Source organism: Parendozoicomonas sp. 209JJ7-1 (genome assembly GCF_058147085.1).
The window spans coordinates 1-20577 of record NZ_JBYVJU010000015.1 but is presented as its reverse complement, the minus strand read 5'-3'; the positions used below and the strand labels follow the sequence as shown (position 1 = coordinate 20577).

Here is a 20577-nt window from a genome sequence, read left to right as displayed (position 1 = left end):
GCCTGTTGAGGGGCTCAGTGGCGGACGCGTTAACTCTATGAGAACGGGAACAAGAGCAATATGAAAAAAATGCCGGAAATACTGAGTGTCAAGGAAGTTGCCCGCAGCGCACTGTTTCGAGTTGAGCAGATAAGCCTGCGTTTTTCCAATGGCGTAGAGCGGCTTTATGAGCGGATGGCTGGCTTTGGTGGTGGACACCAGGCGGTCATGGTGGTGCCGGTACTGGAAAATAACCGGTTTGTGATGATCGAAGAGTATGCGGCTGGTACCGAAGATTATCAGCTCTCTTTGCCCAAAGGACTGGTAGAATTTGGCGAAGACCTTATTGATGGTGCGAACAGGGAGTTAAAGGAAGAAGCCGGCTATGGTGCACGACATCTGGAGCATATTACTGAATTTACCCTGTCCCCGAATTATATGACTCACCGTATGCAAGTGGTTCTGGCCCGGGACTTGTATGAAGAACGTTTGAAGGGAGATGAACCGGAAGAGCTGGGTGTGCATATCTTTTCTTTCGATGAACTGCCGGAGTTGATTGCCCGCCCTGATTTTTCAGAAGCCCGGGCCATGGCTGCGCTCTATCTGGTACGCGATATGTTGAGACAGGAGTAACAGAATGAATATTGATAATGCTCTGGTGGATAGCCTGAAGGAATTGTGTCTCAAGGCCGGAGAAGCCATTCTTGCCGTTTATTCTGAGGACAAGATTTCTGTTACCCGGAAAAAAGACAGCTCTCCGGTAACAGAGGCGGATCGTCAGGCCCACCGTATTATCACTGACGGACTTGAACTCCTGGAGGCGGGTTTTCCGGTGCTTTCGGAAGAAGGAACACTGCCGTCTTTTGAGGAACGCAGCCGGTGGAAACATTACTGGTTGGTAGATCCTCTGGATGGTACCAAGGAATTTATTGGGCGTACCAATGAATTTTCCGTTAATATTGCGCTGATAGAAGACGGCCGCCCTGTTTTGGGTATGATTTACATTCCCGTATCCCGGGCGTTTTATTATGGTGGCCCGTCCCTTCACGGTGCCTGGCGGCAGAAAGAAGGGCATCAACCTGAACAGATTCAGACCCGCTCCTGCGCACCGGAAGGTTTGTTAAATGTTGCTGTCAGCCGACATCATGGCAGGGAACAGTTAAAGGATCTGGTTGAACGCTTTGAACAGCGGTTTTCTGAAGTTCACCTGACCATTGCCGGCAGTTCACTGAAAACCTGCCTTGTGGCAGAAGGTCGTGTGGATATATACCCACGGCGGGGGCCAACCTGTGAATGGGATACAGCCGCCGCCCAGGCTATTTTGGAAGCTGCTGGAGGAAAGATTGTGGATGCGAGCCTCCAGCCACTTCGTTACAACCAGAAAGAGAGCCTGATTAACCCGGACTTTTATGCTTTCGGTGATCCTAATGCCGAATGGGAAAACCTGCTGCTGTAACTTTTATTTTCTCTTTTAAGACAACCTTGTAAGAGAGCCTATTAGAGATGTCCTTAAGAAAGAATGGGGCTGACAGGTTATCAGCCCCTTGACGTATAAACCTTATAGGGTTTTGTTTCCTGCTGTGACATTCAGTATGGCTTCGGTCGCTGAAATGTTGGTGCCGTCAGCTGTGGCAGACGTTACTATCCCGGTAATGTTCCCAGAACCAACAACCATTCCCTTACCCAGTTGCCAGGCACCCGTCATAATACTGTGGGCACCATTAATGACAGGGGAAACAATTCCTTTCCCCACCCCTGCTGCCTGGTACAACGCGCCTTGAGCGGTTTCTGCAACGGGCATAACAATCCCTTGAGCCATATTCCATGCCGAAGCTGTTACATTACCAGCCATGGCTGAGGATGATTCAATAACAGAAGGAAACAGGCTCGGATTCATAAACTGTACCGCACCAGTTACTGCTGCCAGTGATAAAGTTATGGCTGCTGTCCTGCGGGGGTTGTTCAAAGCATATTCGGTACTACTTTTAACTGCCCGGACTGGCAAAGCTGCCACTTTACCTGTCACTTTGCGTGGAAACTTTGAGAATGCTGCCACATGGCGCAGGCCAGGCCTGTACCAGTGAGGTATTGTCTGAAGATTTCTTTCCGGCGGCTCCAGCTTTTTCCCCATCCTGACGTTGGGAATGAACAGGTCTTCTATCTGATGTTTGTCGATTTCTACTGATGATAATGTGACTGCGTCAATCAGCAGGCTGAGACAGGCAGCAGGATTGACGACCATTTTAGCCTTTGATTGAGGGAAAATGCCCAGAGTGTTTTCCAGGCTGTTTTTACTCCAGGGGATATGCTCCTGGAATGTCTCTTTGCCCACGATTTTTGTTATAAGAGCATCTTCTTTGAAATCAACATGGAAGGAAGCCACAGTATCAGGACTTGTGCCATTCAGGGAACGGATTACCTGTTGCTTGACGGCATTCTGCAAGGGGGACCATCCGGAAGCAAGGGAGAGTGAAGCCGTGAAGGAGGATGGTGAATGCTGGTAGTAGTTAAGAATATAGAGGCGGTTACCCTGTCCAAGATTGAGTAACAGTGGCCCAATACTGATACCATGCAGGGGATTTTTACCCGTATAAACCGCCTGGGTATGTATAACAGAGTTCTGGAAGGGTAAATCAATATGTTCCTGTGAGAGTTCTGAGCCGGAATATACTGAACCGGAAGGTGTCGTCAGCGAAAATGAAGCGTTGTGATCAACAGATCCGCTTTTTGCTTTCAGCAACATATTAATGATGGGGATAACATCCAGTTTCGGGGCCAGTGTTTCCAGAGGCTGTGAAGTATCGCCGGGCAGGGTTATATCTTCAACATAACCTAGATTTTCACCGTTATTGAATATCTCGGAGCGGCTATCTTCAGCGTAGTGCAGGGAAACCTCATCACCTTCAGTATCCACATAAAGGCTTGCCTGGGAGTTGAGTGCCTGGAATGGAAGAAGGCGGAAAACAATATCCTGATCAACCTGGCGAACATTTAAGAAATACTGTTGTTGTCCTTCATTGCGTGTGCGCACAGTGAATGGCGTACTGACTAATTCGATACCGGTAGGGCCGTGAACCGAGGCCAGGGCCCAGGCTGAGCCGGAGCGGAGTTTGAAAACCGGAATGGAAGGAATATTAAAGGGTTTATCTGTTCTATAAACAAGCCTGTTACCATGAATTTCTCCAGCGTCTGAGCTGGCTGCTTTTACAGGTGTGAACATTTTATTCAGCAACTCGTGCTGTTTATCCTTGTCAAAAGACACTACGGGAAGATTAGATGTCCGGAGCATCCTGCGGGAAAAGGGTAACAGAGCTTCAAGAATCCCCAGGGGCTGGATGATAATCTGCGCATCACCGGGTTTGTGAACAACTGCAACGCTTTTTATATTTCCCGGGGCGTTCCAGTGGGCAGTCCTGATGGGGCGCTGCTTTGAATCAGTCCATTCTACCTTAATCCGTCTATTTTCCGGCGTAATCAGCAAACTTGAAAGTGGGGTGGAAGCCGGTTGGTTCTTCTCGCTGGTGTAAAGGCTGGCGACAATGGTTTTATTGCTTCTGTCAGCCGGTTCCCTGGGAGTTATGTGGAGATAGTAGGGATTCTTCCCGGTTTCAAAATCGACAGTCATTTTCAAGGATGATTTTTCCGGAGATGCCCGGGAAGTGATTGTGGCTGGATAGCTGTAGTGCTGGACTCCATTTATTCCTTCAACCTGGATATCCACCTGCAACACATCCGGGTCTTCTGAATAACACCGGGTTGCTGCCAGCAGGACACATAACAAGAAGAATAAAAATACTGTTCCTGGAAAAAGACGAGCAATCATTATGAAGACCTTTATCAGGTTACTGTGTCGTGGGCAGGGCTATTGACAGCCCTGCCGGTTTATTCCCGTTCTAGGGCTTTGAAGAAATAGAAGCATTAATAGAAGCATTAAGAGGAGGGCAGGCCGCTGATGGTGACGGCTGAGTGAGTGTTGGACTCAATGAGAACGTCGTGGTTGAAGAATCGACTACCGGGCTTGTACCCGAAGAGCCTGAGTTTGAAAGGCTCGATGCCAGAGTGCTGGCCACTATATCACTCAGTACAACGCTGCCGTTGTTGAGGAAAGACTCCAGCCATTGGGTGCTATCTGACTGCTGTATGTAAAAACCCGTTGCTGCTGTCACTGCAGCGCCGGAAACAAATGGGTGCTGCCATGCGATTCTTAAAGGTGAAGTGGTAGTTTTATAGGCTTGTTTGACCGCCCATTTTCCGCTTCTGATCCAAGGTCGCTTCTGTACGGGGGGAATGGCTTCTTCAAATCTTGGTTCCGTACTGGTAAAAGCTCCCCAGAAAATCCCCTCGTCCTTGAAGCGCCTGCTTTTTTGTTTGACAAACATAGCCTGAAGTCTGTCATCGGTCAGCGGATAATTCAGTCCAGCCGGTATCGCGGCCAGAATATTCAGACAAGTGCCAATGGCGGGGAGCCATGTACGTTCACTCCCCTGGCTTACGGGAAGGAGGCTGATTCTGTCTTTGCGTGGGTTCCAGTCGATTTGATCTGTTTGATGCTGGCTCTGGAGTTCGCCTTCAGCATTATAAAGTGTGGCCTGAATATTATTTTCACCGAGTTCCACTTTCAGCATTGCTTCAAAGCCAGGGTTTATACCAAAAACATCCCTTTTTAAATGCCGCTCCGCAATTGATTCCGTTGTCGGCTCTTCCGACCCTTTGTACATGAATACTGTGTATTCGCTGGGTGAGCTGGAGACAAAGTTAAAATGGTAGAGCCTGTCTGCGCCATCAGGACTACTGATCAAAATGGAGGGGATAGTCAGGCCATTTTCCGGATTGTTTGGGTGAATAAAAGCTTTGACGTTTATGTTGTTGAGCCCCGTCCAGCTTTGGAAGCCAACTGTTAAACCAGATCTGACCGGGGTATGGCTAAGAGCCACTAAATCAGGCTGTTTAACTTTTGTTGGGAAGTGGGACGTCTTCTGAAATATTTGAAAAACATCTTTGGGTTGAAGCTGATAAGGGCGTTCCTGCATGGCTTCCGACCCCTTAAAAGCGACCGGCGCAAGGGCGTTAACTGCGGCAACAGGGTCAAAACCTTTCAGCAGGTTAATAAACTCTTTATCCTTGAAAATGGGGGTCAGCATATTGGCATCCTGGCTTGCGAGGAGAGTGCCGTCTTTATCATATAGTTCGTACCTTCCGGTATTGGCGAGAATGTTCAGAAAGGCTACGGCTGATTTTTTAAGAGGGGTTTCAGAGGAAAGTTCTACTGTTGATCTGTTCTTTTTACGCAGGCTGACCCTGATCCATTGATTTGGCGCCGGTGTGCTTTCGGATATTTCCAGATAATACATGCTTCCTGTAAGGGTTTTGTTGTTATGCCAGACAGTTGTTTCTCCTGCACCACTGATAAAGAATGATGATGAGAATGCTCTTCTATCGGGGGAGTCTTCACGCAGCATCAGCTTTACAGGTTCCGGAGAAGATTTTCTCTGGGACATGAGGAGGCGTGGGGTTATTGTCTGAGCATAGGACCTGAGGTTGGTTGGGAAGCTTTGAACCGGGATAGTCAGAGAACCAGCACCATCGCCAACGCCTTTTTCAAATATGCCCAGACGGGGATTGCCTTGATCAATCTGAACAAGAAGATCTTCAGGAGGGGGGGATTGTTGCAGGTGCAATCCTTGTATTTTCTGGACAAGCTGATCCTCGGCATTACCTGCTTCACCTTCTTCAGGTTTATCCCCCAGCTCTTTGAACAGGAGAAAGAAAGCCACTGACGGATCTATCATCATGGCGGCATCATTGTCAGAGTCACGAAGAAGAGTCAGCGCAGGGGTGGCATCGCCTGCTATTTTTTTAAGTATTTCCTCCCTGATTCTTCCGCCTTTATTATCCAGCCACTGAAGGACGTAGCGGCTTTCATCCGGATTTACATACAAACGGAAGCCAATAAGTGGGGTGTATCTCCCGGCTCTGTCGTCTTCACCCTCTTCTTTCGGGGGTTCATGCTGCTGCAGAGAAACAGTGATACCTCCATGCTCATGCCCGGTAGAGAACTGCAGTATGTACTGTTTGTCGGGGTCACCAAGGTCTGAGGAAGGTACAATATAGGGGCCGATGGAGTAGCCTTTTTTCAACTCCTCGCCTGTCTGTTTTAATACGAAGTAACGTTGCTCTGCTGTTCCCGGTCTGGTCGTTTTCTGGATATGTAAATATTCATCGCCTGTACCTGCGTAAGTTCTTTGCCCAACAAGCAGAGCGGCAAGGAACGTTAAAAGATAGACAACAGAAAATCTGGATAGCGGTAAAGTCATGGCAATCTCGCTGCAATACTCAGCGCCTGAGAAACAGTGTGGTTTATCGAGCAGGGCTGTAATAGCCAAGGTTGAAAGTTCAGGCAGGTGCTTATACTAGAACCGGATAGGATTTTTTGCCTGAAAATTCCCGCTCCTTTTCCCCGTGTTTTTCTGTGAGAACTGTGGGCTGGCTCAGAAGGACCAGAATGCCTGGTTAGCTTCAACTTCCTTTTCCCCTTCACCCTCCCGGACGACTTCACCTTGTATTCTTATTTTTATGTTGGGTTTTAAACCTCCAGGGGGAATCTGCTCTACAGGGATATCGGCCTCTATTGCGCCAGTGCCGTCATGCATAAGTACTGTATTTGGCCCTACCTGGCGGATAATAACACCGGTTATATCCACCAGTTTTCCTTCCTGCTTACTGTCCAGGGTCTCTTTAACAGTCACTTTGTCCGGCTTGCGGGAATCAACCTGCTTTTCTGTGGCAAACGATATCAGGGGTGTGGTCAGGCAGATAATGGTGGCTGCGAACTGGCGTTTGAACATTGACTTATCCTGGAGAACTTGTCCTTGAGAATCCTGGGAAAATTGTCTCATCCTGAGAAATCCATGCTTACTCAGTGTAGACAGCCCCTGAACATGGCGATGCTTCTACCACCATAAATATGGAGCTGAGCCGGTTTATTTAGATGGGGGGAAGGGCAGCCAGGGATATAAGCAACAGTGGTGAACTGTCGTCAGATTCTGGGGCACTCTTGCTGCATGAAATCACTGGCGAGAGCGCCACTCCCTGGCTGGAGTCAATCAGCTACGTGACAGGCTTGTCCATCAGCCTGTCTCTTTCTGTTCTTTTATATTCTTCTTTAGCTTGCCTGATACGCTCTGCAGCCGCCCCGTGGCCAGCACGCCTGGCGCTTGTCTCGGGAGAGTTTGAAAACAACCAAGACCAGCAAAAGGTGCCACAATTGTTCGTTATTGTCCCGGGGCGGGCGCCAGCTGCCAGCAATTCTTCAATCATGTCTTCACGACCCGTACTCGCGGCAATTCCCAGAGCAGTACTACCATTTTGGCTTTTCGCCTCTATTGAGGCCCGCACCTCATTTTCCTGCAGCAACCGCCTGACAACAGGGTATGACTCCGCTTTTACAGCACTGATCAGAGGCGTCTGTGTTTGTCTGTGAGAATAACAACGATCTTGCACATATTGTCTCTTTTGGGCTCTGGAATAATTGCGGCTGGTGAGTTCGATTTTGGATGGAACAGTGTGTTCATAGTCATCATTTCCTGAAATAGAGCGAATCGCCTCATGTTTCAAAAGCGCATCCACAACCTGAACATTGCCAAGACAAATAGCATAGGTGAGAAGACCGCAGTTTCGACCATAGGTCTCATAATCACCCAGACTCCGTTCCACAACCGTGTACATCTCAATTTCATTTGTGAACAAACGCGTCCAGTTACTACGCAACACCGGGTGCGCAGTATCCGCTCCACTCTCCAGAAGGAGGCTGACCATGTTTCCATCACCACTGCGAACGGCAAGTTCCAGCAGGGAGCGTTGATAACCGTCTTCTTCTTTCACGTTGACGTTAGCCCCGTATTCAATCAGCATTTTGGCAAGTGGCAGGTGCCCTTTCTGAACCGCACAGGAAAGGGGGCCTTTCATTGTTTGATTCCCATAAGGGTCTGTCCTTGCCCCAGCATTCAGCAAACACTGAACGTTCTTCAGGTTGCCCGCTTCACTTGCACTGATCAGACCGTCGTCCAGCCATTCACTTTTGACAGATAACTTTGAAAGCAGTGTGGGTAAACCCTGCTGGGTGCATAAAGACAGAAATTCATACTTTGTTATATTTGCACCTTGACTTATCAAGTAATTACACAGTGGCCAGTTCTGACCGGCGGCGGCAATATACAGCCCCTTGACATCACGGTGGGTCATGCCGCATTTCTGCGGTGTGTTGACATTAAAACTGGGATTTTTTTTCAGGTATTTCACCCCCTCCACAGAACCGGCCCGACAGTACTGGAGGAAAAGTGACTCATTGCACTTTTTCTCGCAGGGCGGTCTCTCGCAGGGCGGTTTCTTGCAGGAGGGTGCTTCGGAAGATGTGTAAGCCAGTTACGTGGCTGAAGAAGTAGCGCTGGTCTGCATTTTTATTTCCCCATAAGAAAACGTGTGTCACCTGTTGGCAGAACCCAGGTGTCCTGCATCTGAGACCCTGCCTGTCCCCTGACGCTCCCTGCCATTAACAGTCTTGTTAAAACCGTGCGGGATAAGCCTTTCAATGTCATCACTCCGATCATCTGAGAGTGATGTTCCAGGCATTATTCCCTCCGCTGTTCTATACACCATGCTCCGAAATAAGAATTCCGGGTCAGGAACGGTCTTATGGGGTGTTTTGTCTGTAAGGGAAACTGGTGGGGGCTTTTCTGTATTTTCCTGCTTTGCCTGTCAGTGGGATGGACGGACAGTGTTCTTGCTGGTAAAGGAAGAACCCGAAGTGCAGGAATACCAGCCCATGGGGAGAGTGCCAGTGTTGATATAACGGTAGTAGGTAAACCCCTTAAACCCATTCTAAAGAAAGGATGGGGGAACCGTTGCCCCGGTATAAAAAAGGAACAGGTATTCACCCCTGCCTGCAGAAAGTCGGTCATGGCGCTTATGACCAGGGATGATGGATCACCGGTGGAATTTCATCCTGACGAAGCCGCACCTGAAGTTGCATTTTTTCCTGACCCTGAAGAACGATTATTAAGTCGTTTTGATGTTCATCCAGGGCAGGAGCCAATACCCGCAGACGAGCCTGAAGATACCGGCGTGGATGTATCTATTACAGAAACCAGTGAAAAGCTGGAACAACTGGCCCTCGAAGGTGTACAGCAGCCAGTTGTGGATACAAAGTTATTTCCCGCCTTAAACACTCTGGTCGTTCAGAACACTGGCTCTGAAGGGGAAGCTAGAAATATGGAGTGGTATATGGCGGAGGACTCCTGGTTCAGCGCCCCTGTCCTGATTAATCATGTTGATGCGGGTCTGTTTCAGCTTTATATACGACAAATATCTGATACTGTTGACAGGGAGTATGAGCATCGCCGAGTTCGCATGATCGTTTATGCTGTTCCCATTGAAAGGGGGGAGAGCCCAATAATTTACGGTGGGGATATTCGCTTTTATGTGGAGCTGGTTGCAGCAAATCCGGAGCAGGAAATAGCCCATCAGAGAAGAATCATTGATACATTAATGACATCGACCGGAGTATCTGATTACGACCGTGAGCTCCTCCATCGTTTTTTACCCCATGCCACCGCTCTGGAATTAATGTCCAGTTATTTTCCCCAGAATGAATTTGCCGAACTGGTGGATATTGCCTTAGAGAAAACAAACTTAACGCGCTTGAAAAGATGTACATTCTGGCAGAAGCTGGTGCTCTCTGTTCTTCTGCGGGTAAGAAGTAATGTACTCGCCAAAAATCTTGAACAGCTTATTAAAGACCATGGTATGGATGGTGCGGCGAGGTTAATACAGGGGCCATTGTCGGAACGAGCTTCAGAACCGGTTTTTTTATTGCAGCTGATTACCGGGCTGCAGGTTGGCAGGGTGAAATATGAGCAGCCAGTATTGGACGCGGTGAATGCCGACAGGCTGAAATCTTTTCAGGTAACCAGCTTTTTCAATGTGAAAGAAAGGACGTACAGACGCACAGAGACTAACAGGCAGTATGCCTATACCATCAGGGAGAGTGGGGAAGAAAATCTTGCTCTTCATGGTGGGCGCCCAGGGCTTCGGACAATACCCCAGGATTTCTTGTTTAATATTGGCGAGCTGGCAAATATGGCAAAGCCCGGGCTCTACATGTCCGCGAACCCTTCTGTTTTCAGCTCTTTATTTGAGGCCGTATTAACAACCGAATCCCGGTTGGGGAGAAAAAGCACTCGACCCTACAAGATACAGGAATATGTTAGAAAGAGTATGTACATGGTGCTTAAGGATGGTGGGAAGTGCAGATTCGCTGACTACTGGGCGGAGGATATTAATATACGTAACAGAAATATCTGGAAGCTTCTGATAGGAACAGGAACCCCTAACAGAGGCGCTTTAGCCCGGCACCAGTATGCTCTTAACTGGATGGATAAGGATTCAGATAACACAATCAGGCTTCTGCGCAATGGCATTTGGAATATATCGCCAGAACGGAATAAAGCCGGGCCAGACAGCCGCAGTTGCTGTGGACGCTTTCTTATTGCGACGAAAGAGGCGGTATGCAGCTGTTTCGGGAGGTCCGCTAAAAAGAGGAGGCGTTAGCCGTATGCCGCTGTTCCGGATAATCCTGCAGATATTTAAGGTTGTCCGTCTCTGGCACCGGTTCTCTTCCTGAAAAAGCTCTGTGGGATGTCAGTAATCAGTTAGTCGGCTCTGTGACTTTATCGTTATCTTTAATGGCGTGGAACTGCTCCAGCACCTGGTACATCAGTTGAATTTTCTGCAGCAGGATTTTCAGCTTGTCGACATACTCATCATTAGCGGCCTTCGGCAGACTGGTGAGTTCATTGGCTACTTCCACCATATAAGGCAGGAACCGGTCGGCATTGGCTGTGAACGGTGAGTTTTTATGGAAAACTGCGGAAAATTTCCCTTTGCTCTGTTTTTTCAGCCGCTCAAGCTGTTCGTCCGCGCTTTGGGCCAGAGGGTAAAGGGATTTCAGATTACCGGTGAGTTTCTGTAGAACAGTTTCACGTGTGGCCTGATCAATGGCGGTTCCCGAATTTTGTAACATGAAGGACTCTTGCTTAATCAATATGTGGCGGGGAATTATAGCGTTATGAACAGAGCAGGTCACAAACCTCAACAGACCCTGGTGTGTAACGTTTTACTTTTCAATGCTATTTTCCATAAACTGGTGAAATTTCGGCCTGTTGCACGATTTTAACAGGAGTATGCGACTATATCGCTGAAACCCTGGGTGCTTTTGAACATCTCAGAGCAGGGCTTTAAATACCTGGCTGTGAGCTGATGGGGGGATGGGATTTATAGTCCAATAGGATACGGTGCTATCCAGACAGAAACGGGAACCAGGGGGCAAACAGACGGACACAAAAAAGCCCGAAATGTTTACTAACGCTTCGGGCCTTTTAAAATATGGTGCCGGCACCAAGAGTCGAACTCGGGACCTACTGATTACAAGTCAGTTGCTCTACCAACTGAGCTATACCGGCAACGGACTCGAATAATATGGATGACCCCCTGCTTTGTCAACACCTGCAGCCGCCATTTGGAGGATGGCTCAGGTATTGCCTGCCATACCGGTGTGTTCCCACATGGAAGGAGCACAACCTTCTCACAGTCATCAGATTACACGACTCAAACTTGGTAAAAATTATCCGGCATAAAAAGAGAAATAGCATCAAAAGCCAGACGTTATATAAACAGGAAAAGCCCACAATAGAAGTCAATAAAAAAACGACTGTCCAGGTATTTATGAATATCAAAAACCAAAAAAGCCAGACTGAATCAAGTCTGGCTTTTTTTCTGAATATGGTGCCCAGGAGAAGACTCGAACTTCCACGCCCTTTCGGACACTAGCACCTGAAGCTAGCGCGTCTACCAATTCCGCCACCTGGGCAATTCTGATTTTAACTTGTCAGTCAAGCCTGAGAGATGATTGGTGCCCAGGAGAAGACTCGAACTTCCACGCCCTTTCGGACACTAGCACCTGAAGCTAGCGCGTCTACCAATTCCGCCACCTGGGCATCTCTAATTTACTCTTTGCTGGAGCATTATTTCATCCCCAGAGAGCGAGGCGAATATTAGAGAGAATGGTTTTTCCTGTCAACAACTTACAGAGCGTATACAGGTCGGTATATGCCGAAATCGTCTTAAATAAGCTGACTTGGGGGAAGGAAAAGGAAAGCCAAGGAGTCCGATTCTCTCTCACGTCACTTCATTTTGAAACTGCTCTCAGCATTGGCACGGTTCAAACAATGGTTGGCCGCCATAAATTCACTGAACTCTGCCAAAGCTGTTTTGTAATTGGCTTCGGAAGGGTCTTGGCTGTAGTTCTTCAGCGCAGTCTGGATATTAGTGGTGAAATCCTCATCCCCGATATCTGTCAGCTTTTTATTAAATTCCATACAGGCATTTTTTTCCGGGTTCACCATGTTCTTCATCAACTCCTGAATTCTTGGCTTGTTCTTGTGAACAAACTGATCCCAGTAATCCGCTCCCGCTGTTTCACTCTGCCCGGCTTTGCGCATTTCAGCTATATCCGCACTGGCTTTGCCACCATCCACCCAGCCGTTATAGCGGGTAAAGAAGTAAGTCAGGGTATTATTGCCAACATACTCTTTATGATTTACACGCTCCTTACTGGCGGCTTCCACTTTTACTTTGACATTGCCCCAGGGCGCTGCCACTACGGGTATTTCTGGCGTTGAGCCGCCAATGCCTTTTTCTGAACTGAACCGGGCGTACTGCAGGCAGTAGCCTTTCTCTGACTTGATAAAGTGGCACTCCACTTCACCCGCGACATCTATGCCAAAGGTCAGGTCAGAGGGCAGGGAGCTGGCAAATGCCACCTTCCCACCAACGTTCATGGCTGATGGCATGCCACTTGTCACACTTCCAAAAATGCTTTGTACATTGGCTCCGGCATCAACGCGAAAAGAAACATTCAAATACTCCCCGTTCATATCTTCATTAAAATGCCCGGTAACATTGTCTGTCCGTACTGCCGCGGACAACATCAACGGTGTATAGGGAACCCGTACTTTTACCTCCCCGGTATGGTGAAGCTGTTTGGCTTTATTGACCGCAGAGGCTGACAGCTGCCCTTTCACCTGTTTGTCTGTCAGATGAAACTGGGGCATGCGGTATTCCGCTTCCATCCTCCCAAATGCCCGACTGGCTTCCCGATCATCCGCCTGCGCAGGCATAGCCTGATTGAACGAGCTCTTGTAACACCCTGCCAGGCTCGCATGGGTTGCGCTGACCGCACGCACAAACTCTGCCCGGCCATTAGCCCCACGGGTTATTTCCATTTTGTGCTTTAACTCACGAATATCATTTTTAAACCCATCTTTTCCCTCTGAGTCATACCTGTTTACCGCGGCACCATAGTGATCATATTCTGCATAGAGATGGGCCATGGCCTGTTTCAGGTCGTTCCGGACATGCTCCATCATCGCGGCAATGGCTTTCGCCTTTTCCGGTTTCCAATCCACGCACCTGGCATATTCTGTCTGCAGATTTGAGATCAGTTTTTTTGTTGCCTTTATCCATTGCCGGCCTTCTGCTCCGGACAGGTCTTTCCCCTGAACATGGAGAGAGAAATGTTTAGTCGACTCTTTCTCCAGTAATCCAGGGTTCTCCCGGAAGGCATCCTGCAAAGGCACATGCTTGCGGAACTCAGTATGGGTATTGGTCAGCTTGTAGGTGCCGGAAAGAATATCCTCCAGCACTCCCAGCCGGGCTTTGAGTTCACCGCTCTTTTCAGAGACCGATATATAATCAGCCCGTCGCTTATCTTCCAGCACCAGACGATCCCCGGGATTGATAAGTCCCTGGGCCACAAGTTTCTGCTTTAATCCGGACTGCTTTGCCACCAGCTGGGCATGGGATGAATCTGACTTTCTTGCCTTGATAATTCCCTTAATATTTTTTGGTGATTTCAGGGCAGAACCCAGTAACAGGGGCAGAATATCGTTGGCATGGTAATCCACAAAATCATCCAGGCTGGTGAACATTCGCCCCTGCCCTTTGGAAAGGCTTCCCCCTATATCCGCCCGAACAATTTTTTCATTCCCAAGAACCAGATCCACATTTCCCGTCAAGGTACTGCTATCCATAATGCGAGTGTCGTCCAGTGCCGTTGCGTTAAAGGTAAAACGCACCCCGGCATTTACCCCCAGCACATGACCGGCAGCGACTCCCAGCTCAACACCAACAATCATCTCTTGTTTGGAGCCGCCACGCTCAAGGGAACTGAGCTGGGCTTTGAGGGACTCTTTAAACTCCTCCCGGGCCAGTAGCAGCAACTGGTCATCAATATAGGCGACCAGGTCATCCACCAGTGCCATACCCTTGAGGGATGGATAGGTTTCCTGAACTTCTTTCAGGGCACCACTGATCATTACCAGCTTTCTGGCAGGGGAAGCGTCGTCGGGAATATCATCAAGCTTGTTAACCACGCCGGCATAAACGTTTGCCGGAATGCTCTGATTCTGGTCATCGCTCTGCTGCTTCAGGCGGGTAAACACATGGCAGGCCAGTTTTCTTGTCCCATCCAGTGAGGAGAGGTCATAACTGTCACCAATCAGGGAACTGGCCCAGTGTTCCAGCCGCTGTTGGCTTCCCCCTTCACTGACCCTGGCTTCCATGTCCACAACAGCGGCACATAATCGTTCCAGCTCATGTGATTCCAGCTGTTCCGCAGATGCTATTTTGCTTTGCATCCACGGAGTATTCAGAATCAGATCCAGGGCCTGCTCGCCACGGGCAGAGAGACGTTCATAATTCTGCTGATCAATTTTCCCTTCCACCAACAGAGAAGCCAGGGTTTGATAAGGCTGGTGATTCACTGTGACCTGGCGACTTGCCAGAGACTTGTCTTCCATTGACGCGGGTAATAATCCCTTTACAGAAGCTGCCGGAATTTCGACAACTGTGCGACCCGCCAACTTACCGGTACTGACTTTGCCAGTATCAGCAAGAGGCAGCCCAAGCCCCGTATTTACGCGCTCTGTGCCATTTATGCCCTGCACGAATTCATCCCTGAACCACTCCTTATAAACAGATTAGTGCCACTACACTTTATTTAATCCGTATTTAATTCGTGCATGACCTGCGCCTGAGAATAATTCAATAGGGAAGTTGATCCGGAATGCGTGCCCTCGCCTTTGTTTTCTTGACAGTTTTATTCAGCTCTTTTCTGCAGGCAGACCCTGCAGCACCCAAGTTGCCTAGTCAGGAAGTGATCTCCAAAGCACTGGAGCAGCTAAAACCTACAGACAAGCCCCAGGATGAGAAAAACATCCAGCTCAGTGACCTCTACCAGAACACCCTGACCTTTCTGCGGCTGTCTTCGTCCGAACAGGAGCAGCTCAAGCAGCTGCAGAAACAGATTGATAACGCCCCGGAAGAACTTACCCGCCTGAAAGAAGAGCTGGAAGGGCTACAGCAACCCTCAGATACAGAGCTACTGGAGAAGTACCGCCATCAGCCTGCAGACGGACTGCGTAAACGGCTGGACACACGCCTGGAAGAGATTACTGAATTACAGAATCAGATGACCCGCATCACCAGTCAGATCACCCTAGGGCGAGCCAGGCCGGAAACCAATCAGGCCGCCATCAGCAAAAACCAGGAACGGCTGAAAGAGATTACTGTTCAGCTCAACGCCCTGGAAACAGAAAAACAACCCTCCGAATTCAAAGATCAGAAGAAAATGGTGCTGCAGGCTGAAGCCAATGCCCTGCAGCATCAAGACACCCGGTTGAATCTGGAAATCCGGACCAGCAGTACCCTGCTTGATATGGACAGCCTGCGCCAAAGACTGTTGAACCGCCGGGCTCAGCTCCTTGAACAGGAAGTTCTCTCCCTGCAGACAATTATCAACTTCAAACGCAGAGCGGCCAGTGAGCAGGCGGTCGCGACTGCGTCACGGCTTAACCGCTCTAATGCCGGCAAAGCCCTGCTGCAGGCGGAAGCCGCCGAAAATATGGAGTTAAGTCAGCAACTGCTGGCCATATCTGACCGCATCAGTGTGATCAGCGTTAAAAACACCAAAGCCAGGAACCAGCTGAAACATCTTGAAGCCATCAGCCAGAGTGTACGCCAGCAATCCGTACTTCTGGGAGAAAACCGGGTTCTGGCAAGGATGCTCAGGGAAAGCCTGATGTCCCTCCCCCATATCTCCGTCGATCACAGCATCGGGGAAATTATTACCCAAACCCGCCTGCAGAAATTCCAGTACGACCAGCAACGCCAGATTATCACCAGCCCTGAAACCCGTGTTCAGCAATTGATCAGCCAGAATCAGTCCGGCCACACCTTTAACAACCAGGATGAAGCCGAACTTCTACGGCTAATGCGCAACCGCCAGAAACTGCTGGAAGACCTCTCAGAAGAAGTGAGCAACCTGCTCAGCCTGTCCACCGGCCTGGACCTTGACCAGAAAGCCCTTTTGACCCGTAGCCGGGAACTGTCAGAGACCCTGGAAGAACGCCTGTTCTGGATTGCCAGTAACCAGCCCCTCGGGCTGGACTGGATTATGAAAATGCCTGTGGCGCTATGGAATGAAGTATCTTCCATTCCATGGGGGGATATCCTCTTTGCCCTTACAGACACCCTGCGGGATTACTGGCTAACGTCAGCATTGGTTTTTGCGTTCTGCCTGTTCCTCCAGGCCCGCAGACGCACTTTTGTGGCCTGGCAGAGAACCCTCACCCGCAGAATGGGTAATGTCCGCTACGATACCCTGAAACTGACCCCCGGTGCCCTCTCCCTGAGTATGCTGCAGGTTATGCCACTACCGGTACTTATGGGCTGCGCCGGACTGGCACTTACGGTTTCGGAAGGACATTCTGCAGCTGTCACCAATCTTGGTCAGGCATTTATTGTAACGGCTATTGCCTGGTTGCTGCTCTCCCTCGCCATTCAGATTCATCGCCCCCACAATATCGCCGTTACTCACTTCCGCTGGCCGCCTCAACAATGCCGACAGGTACAGCAGCTTTTGATTCACCTCAGGGCCATCATGGTTCCTTTGCTGCTGACCGTGAGTCTGGCTAAGGAACAGCCCTCGGACCTGAACCAGGATATTCTCGGCATGACCCTCCTGATGGTGGGTTCTCTGCTCCAGGGCTGGATTCTGTTCAAATTGATGAAGACCTGCAGCAATCTGTTCGGGTCTCGCTTCCTCCACATTCTGCTGACCATGGTGCTGGTGGCTATCGCCTTTGCCCAGCTTGTCCTGACCGCCGCTGGTTACTACTACACCACTCTGCAATTGCAGCACCAACTGGCCGGAACTCTTTACATGGTTGGAGCCGCCTCCCTTCTACAGGCGCTGGTAATTCGAAGCCTGCAGGTGGCAGAACGAAGACTGGCCTTTACCCGTGCCCTGAAACGAAGAGCAGCCAGCCAGGAAGGTGAAAATGTTGAAGAGCCCAATCTCGATCTGGCCACAGTCAATCAGCAATCTTTGCGGTTGCTGAATGCATTGATGATTGTGGGTCTGTTTATCGGGTTGTTCTGGTTCTGGCGGGATCTGTTCAGCCTGTTGAATGCTCTAGACACTATTACTCTCTGGAAATTTCCCTCCACTGTGGAAGGGAGAGAACCGTTTACCGTTCACCTGAGCGATCTGTTAATCAGCCTGATTACCCTGGTCACCAGCTTTATTCTCGCCCGTAATATTCCGGGTTTGCTGGAAGTAACTGTACTCTCCCGTATGAAACTGCGGGCAGGCAGCAGTTATGCGGCCACCACATTGCTCAGTTACACCATCACCTGCATCGGTTTTATCACGGCCCTCAGCTTCCTGGGTGCCAGCTGGGACAAACTGCAATGGCTGGTGGCGGCCCTTGGTATCGGTATCGGTATCGGTCTGCAGGAAATCGTTGCCAACTTTGTTGCCGGCCTGATTATTCTCTTTGAGCGACCTATTCGTATCGGCGATACCATCACCCTGGGGGAGTTGAACGGCGTGGTCTCGCGTATTCGTATCCGCTCAACCACGGTTCTCGACTGGGATAACAAAGAGATCATTATTCCTAACAAAATGCTGATGGGTGAGAAGCTGGTGAACTGGTCTCTCTCCAACACTGTGGTCCGGATCATTCTCCATTTTCATGTAGCCCACGATACCGACCCAAAGCTGATCCACAAGCTGCTGCACCAGGCCAATGACGAGCACGAGCATACCGTGAATGAACCGGAAAACTATGTGCTCTTTATGGAATATGGGGACAGCGCCCTGCACTTTGAGCTGCGTACTCACGTCGACCACGTGGACGATCGTCTCGTTATACAGGACCAGTTAAATGCACGAATTCAGGAACTATTCCGGGAAAACGGGGTCACCATAGCGTACCCGAAACAAGATGTTTTCCTGCACTCATCCGGAAATGGTCATGCCTGAAGAAGTTATTGAAAGAATTGAACCCGTACGGACACATCAGGAGCAACTGCTGCCCCTTCACGCCTGTATCCGTATTTTTCGTAACCGCATGGAAGGTGAAGAAGCCTGGACCAGCGGGATTCTGCTGGATGTCAGCCGGGAACTGCTATTGCTGCAGGTAATCAGCGATGAGATCAATCTGAACGGTTACCAGATTATCCGGCGTTCAGATATCAGTCATATTGAACGGCCGGCGCCCCAGCAGGAGTTTATTCTTAAAGCCCTGCAGCTCCGTAACCAGAAACCCAGACATCCGGGAATTATGGGTCTGGAGAATATGGCTGCCGCGATAAAGTCCGCCGGCCGGCTTTTTCCTCTGGTGACCATCCATCAGGAGATTACCGACCCATCGGTATACTGGATCGGCAAAACCTCCAGGGTGGTTGACGATCTGCTGCATCTGCGCTGTATAAGCCCGGAGGCGTTACTGGATACCCACTCTGATATTTTTGATATCGAAGGTATCACCCGTATCGACTTCGGTAGTTCCTATGAGGACGCTCTCTGGCAGGTGCACAAAGCTTCCTGAAGCAAAGCATAAAAAGGTTGTAAAGTTTGTAGGCTTCCTGATGTTTTCCCTGTTGCAGAAGCCAGCTTGTCCCTGTATCAGTTATTCATCCTTGCTTCAGTTAAGCACCGGAAGATTCATTACGTATATTTGCGTATGATTCACTTCATGAAGCTTTCCCATACTTTTGCCGATCTCGGTCCGGCCTTCTCCGCGAAGGTTCTGCCACAGCCATTGGATACCCCTTCACTCGTGCACAGAAACGATGAAGTGGCTTCCCTGTTGTCCTGTTCATCTTTGTCTGACAGTGACATTCTTCATCTCTGTAACGGACAGAAGCTCGCTGAAGATTCTTACCCTATTGCCATGGTCTACGCCGGCCACCAGTTCGGCAGCTGGGTTCCCCGGCTGGGTGATGGACGTGCCATTCTTCTGGGAGAAACAACAGGTACAGACAGCAAGCTCTATGACCTGCAGATAAAAGGGGCAGGTATGACGCCCTTTTCCCGCAACGGCGATGGCCGGGCGGTTCTACGCTCTACCATTCGGGAATACCTGTGCAGTGAAGCCATGCACCATCTGGGTATTCCCACAACCCGCTCCCTCTGCCTGATCAACAGCGAAACCCCTGTGTACCGGGAGAAAACCGAAACCGGAGCCGCAATGATTCGCGTAGCAGAAAGCCATGTGCGCTTCGGCACCTTTGAATATTTCTGTTACACAAATCAGCTGGATAACCTGAAAATCCTTGCGGACTACGTAATCAACCGGCATTTCCCTGACTGGAATGGCCTTGAAGACAGGGTGGAGCGCCTGCTCGCAGAAGCGGTAAAACGTACCGCTGAACTTATCGCCCATTGGCAGGCTGCAGGCTGGTGTCATGGCGTAATGAATACCGACAATATGTCTATCCTCGGACATACCATCGACTACGGCCCCTTTGGTTTTCTTGATGGTTTTGATGCCAGACATATCTGCAATCATTCAGACTGGAACGGTCGCTACGCCTATAATGCCCAACCGGATATCGGTTACTGGAACTGTGCGGCACTGGCCCAGGCACTGTTGCCGTTGATGGAAAATAACAGGAATAGATCCCAGGAGATTCTCAAGCAATACCCGGTGGCTTTTGGCAATAAATACGCGACACTACTCAGAAAAAAATTTGGATTCGAGACAGCCAAAGAAGACGACTACGGCTTGTTTGATGATATTTTCCAGTTAATGCAGAAAGAGAAAACAGATTACACAATCTTTTTCCGCCGTCTGGCCGGTGGAAATACCCGGGATCTTTTTCTCGACCGTGATGCATTCGATAACTGGCATACACGTTATCTGCAAAGACTTAAGCACGAACCCCTTACTATGGAAGAGTGTTTTGAGAATATGCTCAAAACCAATCCGAAATATATTCTGCGTAATCATCTCGTGCAGGTGGCCATAGAAAAAGCTGAAAGCGGGGATTACCAGGAAATAAACAGCCTTTACCACCTACTCCGGCAACCCTTCGCGGAACAACCAGAACATAGTGACTATGGTAACTTTCCCCCTGACTGGGCAGGAAATCTGGAAATCAGCTGTTCTTCATAGAACAGCTTGAGCCTTAAAAAAT

12 protein-coding genes and 3 tRNA genes are annotated in these 20577 nt (G+C 49.4%); 6 read left to right on the top strand and 9 right to left on the bottom strand.

Going from position 1 to position 20577, the window contains the following annotated elements; all coding sequences use genetic code 11:
- The first annotated feature begins 60 nt into the window (after positions 1-60).
- The gene (gene nudE / locus ACY2RQ_RS14910; RefSeq protein ID WP_490113778.1) at positions 61-612 is read left to right on the top strand and encodes an ADP compounds hydrolase NudE; all 552 of its coding nucleotides are present in this window, start codon (positions 61-63) and stop codon (positions 610-612) included.
- Between the two features lie 4 nt (positions 613-616).
- The gene (gene cysQ, locus ACY2RQ_RS14905; protein WP_490113777.1) at positions 617-1435 is read left to right on the top strand and encodes a 3'(2'),5'-bisphosphate nucleotidase CysQ; all 819 of its coding nucleotides are present in this window, start codon (positions 617-619) and stop codon (positions 1433-1435) included.
- A 102-nt stretch (positions 1436-1537) separates the two neighbouring features.
- Here cysQ and ACY2RQ_RS14900 read toward each other — a convergent pair whose 3' ends face one another.
- From ACY2RQ_RS14900 to ACY2RQ_RS14885, 4 genes are all read right to left on the bottom strand, one after another.
- Complete coding sequence (locus ACY2RQ_RS14900; RefSeq protein WP_490113776.1) at positions 1538-3802, bottom strand: hypothetical protein; 2265 nt, start codon at positions 3800-3802, stop codon at positions 1538-1540.
- 70 nt (positions 3803-3872) lie between these two features.
- Complete coding sequence (locus tag ACY2RQ_RS14895) at positions 3873-6362, bottom strand: hypothetical protein (RefSeq protein ID WP_490113775.1); 2490 nt, start codon at positions 6360-6362, stop codon at positions 3873-3875.
- A gap of 105 nt (positions 6363-6467) precedes the next feature.
- Positions 6468-6824: a NirD/YgiW/YdeI family stress tolerance protein gene (locus ACY2RQ_RS14890; protein ID WP_490113774.1), complete on the bottom strand. Its 357-nt coding sequence runs from the start codon at positions 6822-6824 to the stop codon at positions 6468-6470.
- 262 nt (positions 6825-7086) lie between these two features.
- Entirely contained in the window at positions 7087-8220 is a 1134-nt protein-coding gene (locus ACY2RQ_RS14885) for an ankyrin repeat domain-containing protein (protein WP_490113773.1), read from the bottom strand.
- A gap of 714 nt (positions 8221-8934) precedes the next feature.
- Between ACY2RQ_RS14885 and ACY2RQ_RS14880 the strand changes: the two genes are divergently transcribed.
- Complete coding sequence (locus ACY2RQ_RS14880) at positions 8935-10584, top strand: hypothetical protein (protein ID WP_490113772.1); 1650 nt, start codon at positions 8935-8937, stop codon at positions 10582-10584.
- Between the two features lie 97 nt (positions 10585-10681).
- Here ACY2RQ_RS14880 and ACY2RQ_RS14875 read toward each other — a convergent pair whose 3' ends face one another.
- The 5 genes from ACY2RQ_RS14875 to ACY2RQ_RS14855 form a co-directional block, all read right to left on the bottom strand.
- A complete protein-coding gene (locus tag ACY2RQ_RS14875; RefSeq protein WP_490113771.1) occupies positions 10682-11056 on the bottom strand; it encodes a hypothetical protein in 375 nt (124 codons plus the stop codon).
- Between the two features lie 363 nt (positions 11057-11419).
- Positions 11420-11495: transfer RNA gene (locus ACY2RQ_RS14870), tRNA-Thr, on the bottom strand.
- A 320-nt stretch (positions 11496-11815) separates the two neighbouring features.
- Positions 11816-11902: transfer RNA gene (locus tag ACY2RQ_RS14865), tRNA-Leu, on the bottom strand.
- 40 nt (positions 11903-11942) lie between these two features.
- Positions 11943-12029: transfer RNA gene (locus tag ACY2RQ_RS14860), tRNA-Leu, on the bottom strand.
- Positions 12030-12215: 186 nt separating this feature from the next.
- Positions 12216-15038 (bottom strand): hypothetical protein, encoded by a 2823-nt coding sequence (locus ACY2RQ_RS14855; RefSeq protein WP_490113770.1) that lies wholly within the window; start codon positions 15036-15038, stop codon positions 12216-12218.
- Between the two features lie 194 nt (positions 15039-15232).
- Here ACY2RQ_RS14855 and ACY2RQ_RS14850 point away from each other — a divergent pair, with 194 nt between their 5' ends.
- From ACY2RQ_RS14850 to ACY2RQ_RS14840, 3 genes are all read left to right on the top strand, one after another.
- Positions 15233-18418 carry a mechanosensitive ion channel domain-containing protein gene (locus tag ACY2RQ_RS14850; protein ID WP_490113769.1) on the top strand — a complete coding sequence of 1062 codons (3186 nt, stop codon included), beginning with the start codon at positions 15233-15235 and terminating at the stop codon, positions 18416-18418.
- Entirely contained in the window at positions 18411-18986 is a 576-nt protein-coding gene (locus tag ACY2RQ_RS14845) for a hypothetical protein (protein ID WP_490113768.1), read from the top strand. The genes ACY2RQ_RS14850 and ACY2RQ_RS14845 overlap by 8 nt, the downstream gene beginning before the upstream one ends.
- A gap of 147 nt (positions 18987-19133) precedes the next feature.
- Positions 19134-20555, top strand: a complete 1422-nt coding sequence (locus tag ACY2RQ_RS14840) for a protein adenylyltransferase SelO (RefSeq protein WP_490113767.1) — start codon at positions 19134-19136, stop codon at positions 20553-20555.
- Positions 20556-20577: the final 22 nt, after the last annotated feature.

Bases quoted from the DNA above. Each gene is read 5' to 3' on its own strand.
- ACY2RQ_RS14880 (WP_490113772.1), top strand. From the start codon at position 8,935: ATGGCGCTTATGACCAGGGATGATGGATCACCGGTGGAATTTCATCCT.
- cysQ (WP_490113777.1), top strand. From the start codon at position 617: ATGAATATTGATAATGCTCTGGTGGATAGCCTGAAGGAATTGTGTCTC.
- ACY2RQ_RS14900 (WP_490113776.1), bottom strand. From the start codon at position 3,802: ATGATTGCTCGTCTTTTTCCAGGAACAGTATTTTTATTCTTCTTGTTA.
- ACY2RQ_RS14885 (WP_490113773.1), bottom strand. From the start codon at position 8,220: ATGACCCACCGTGATGTCAAGGGGCTGTATATTGCCGCCGCCGGTCAG.
- ACY2RQ_RS14875 (WP_490113771.1), bottom strand. From the start codon at position 11,056: ATGTTACAAAATTCGGGAACCGCCATTGATCAGGCCACACGTGAAACT.
- ACY2RQ_RS14890 (WP_490113774.1), bottom strand. From the start codon at position 6,824: ATGTTCAAACGCCAGTTCGCAGCCACCATTATCTGCCTGACCACACCC.
- ACY2RQ_RS14840 (WP_490113767.1), top strand. From the start codon at position 19,134: ATGAAGCTTTCCCATACTTTTGCCGATCTCGGTCCGGCCTTCTCCGCG.
- ACY2RQ_RS14845 (WP_490113768.1), top strand. From the start codon at position 18,411: ATGCCTGAAGAAGTTATTGAAAGAATTGAACCCGTACGGACACATCAG.
- nudE (WP_490113778.1), top strand. From the start codon at position 61: ATGAAAAAAATGCCGGAAATACTGAGTGTCAAGGAAGTTGCCCGCAGC.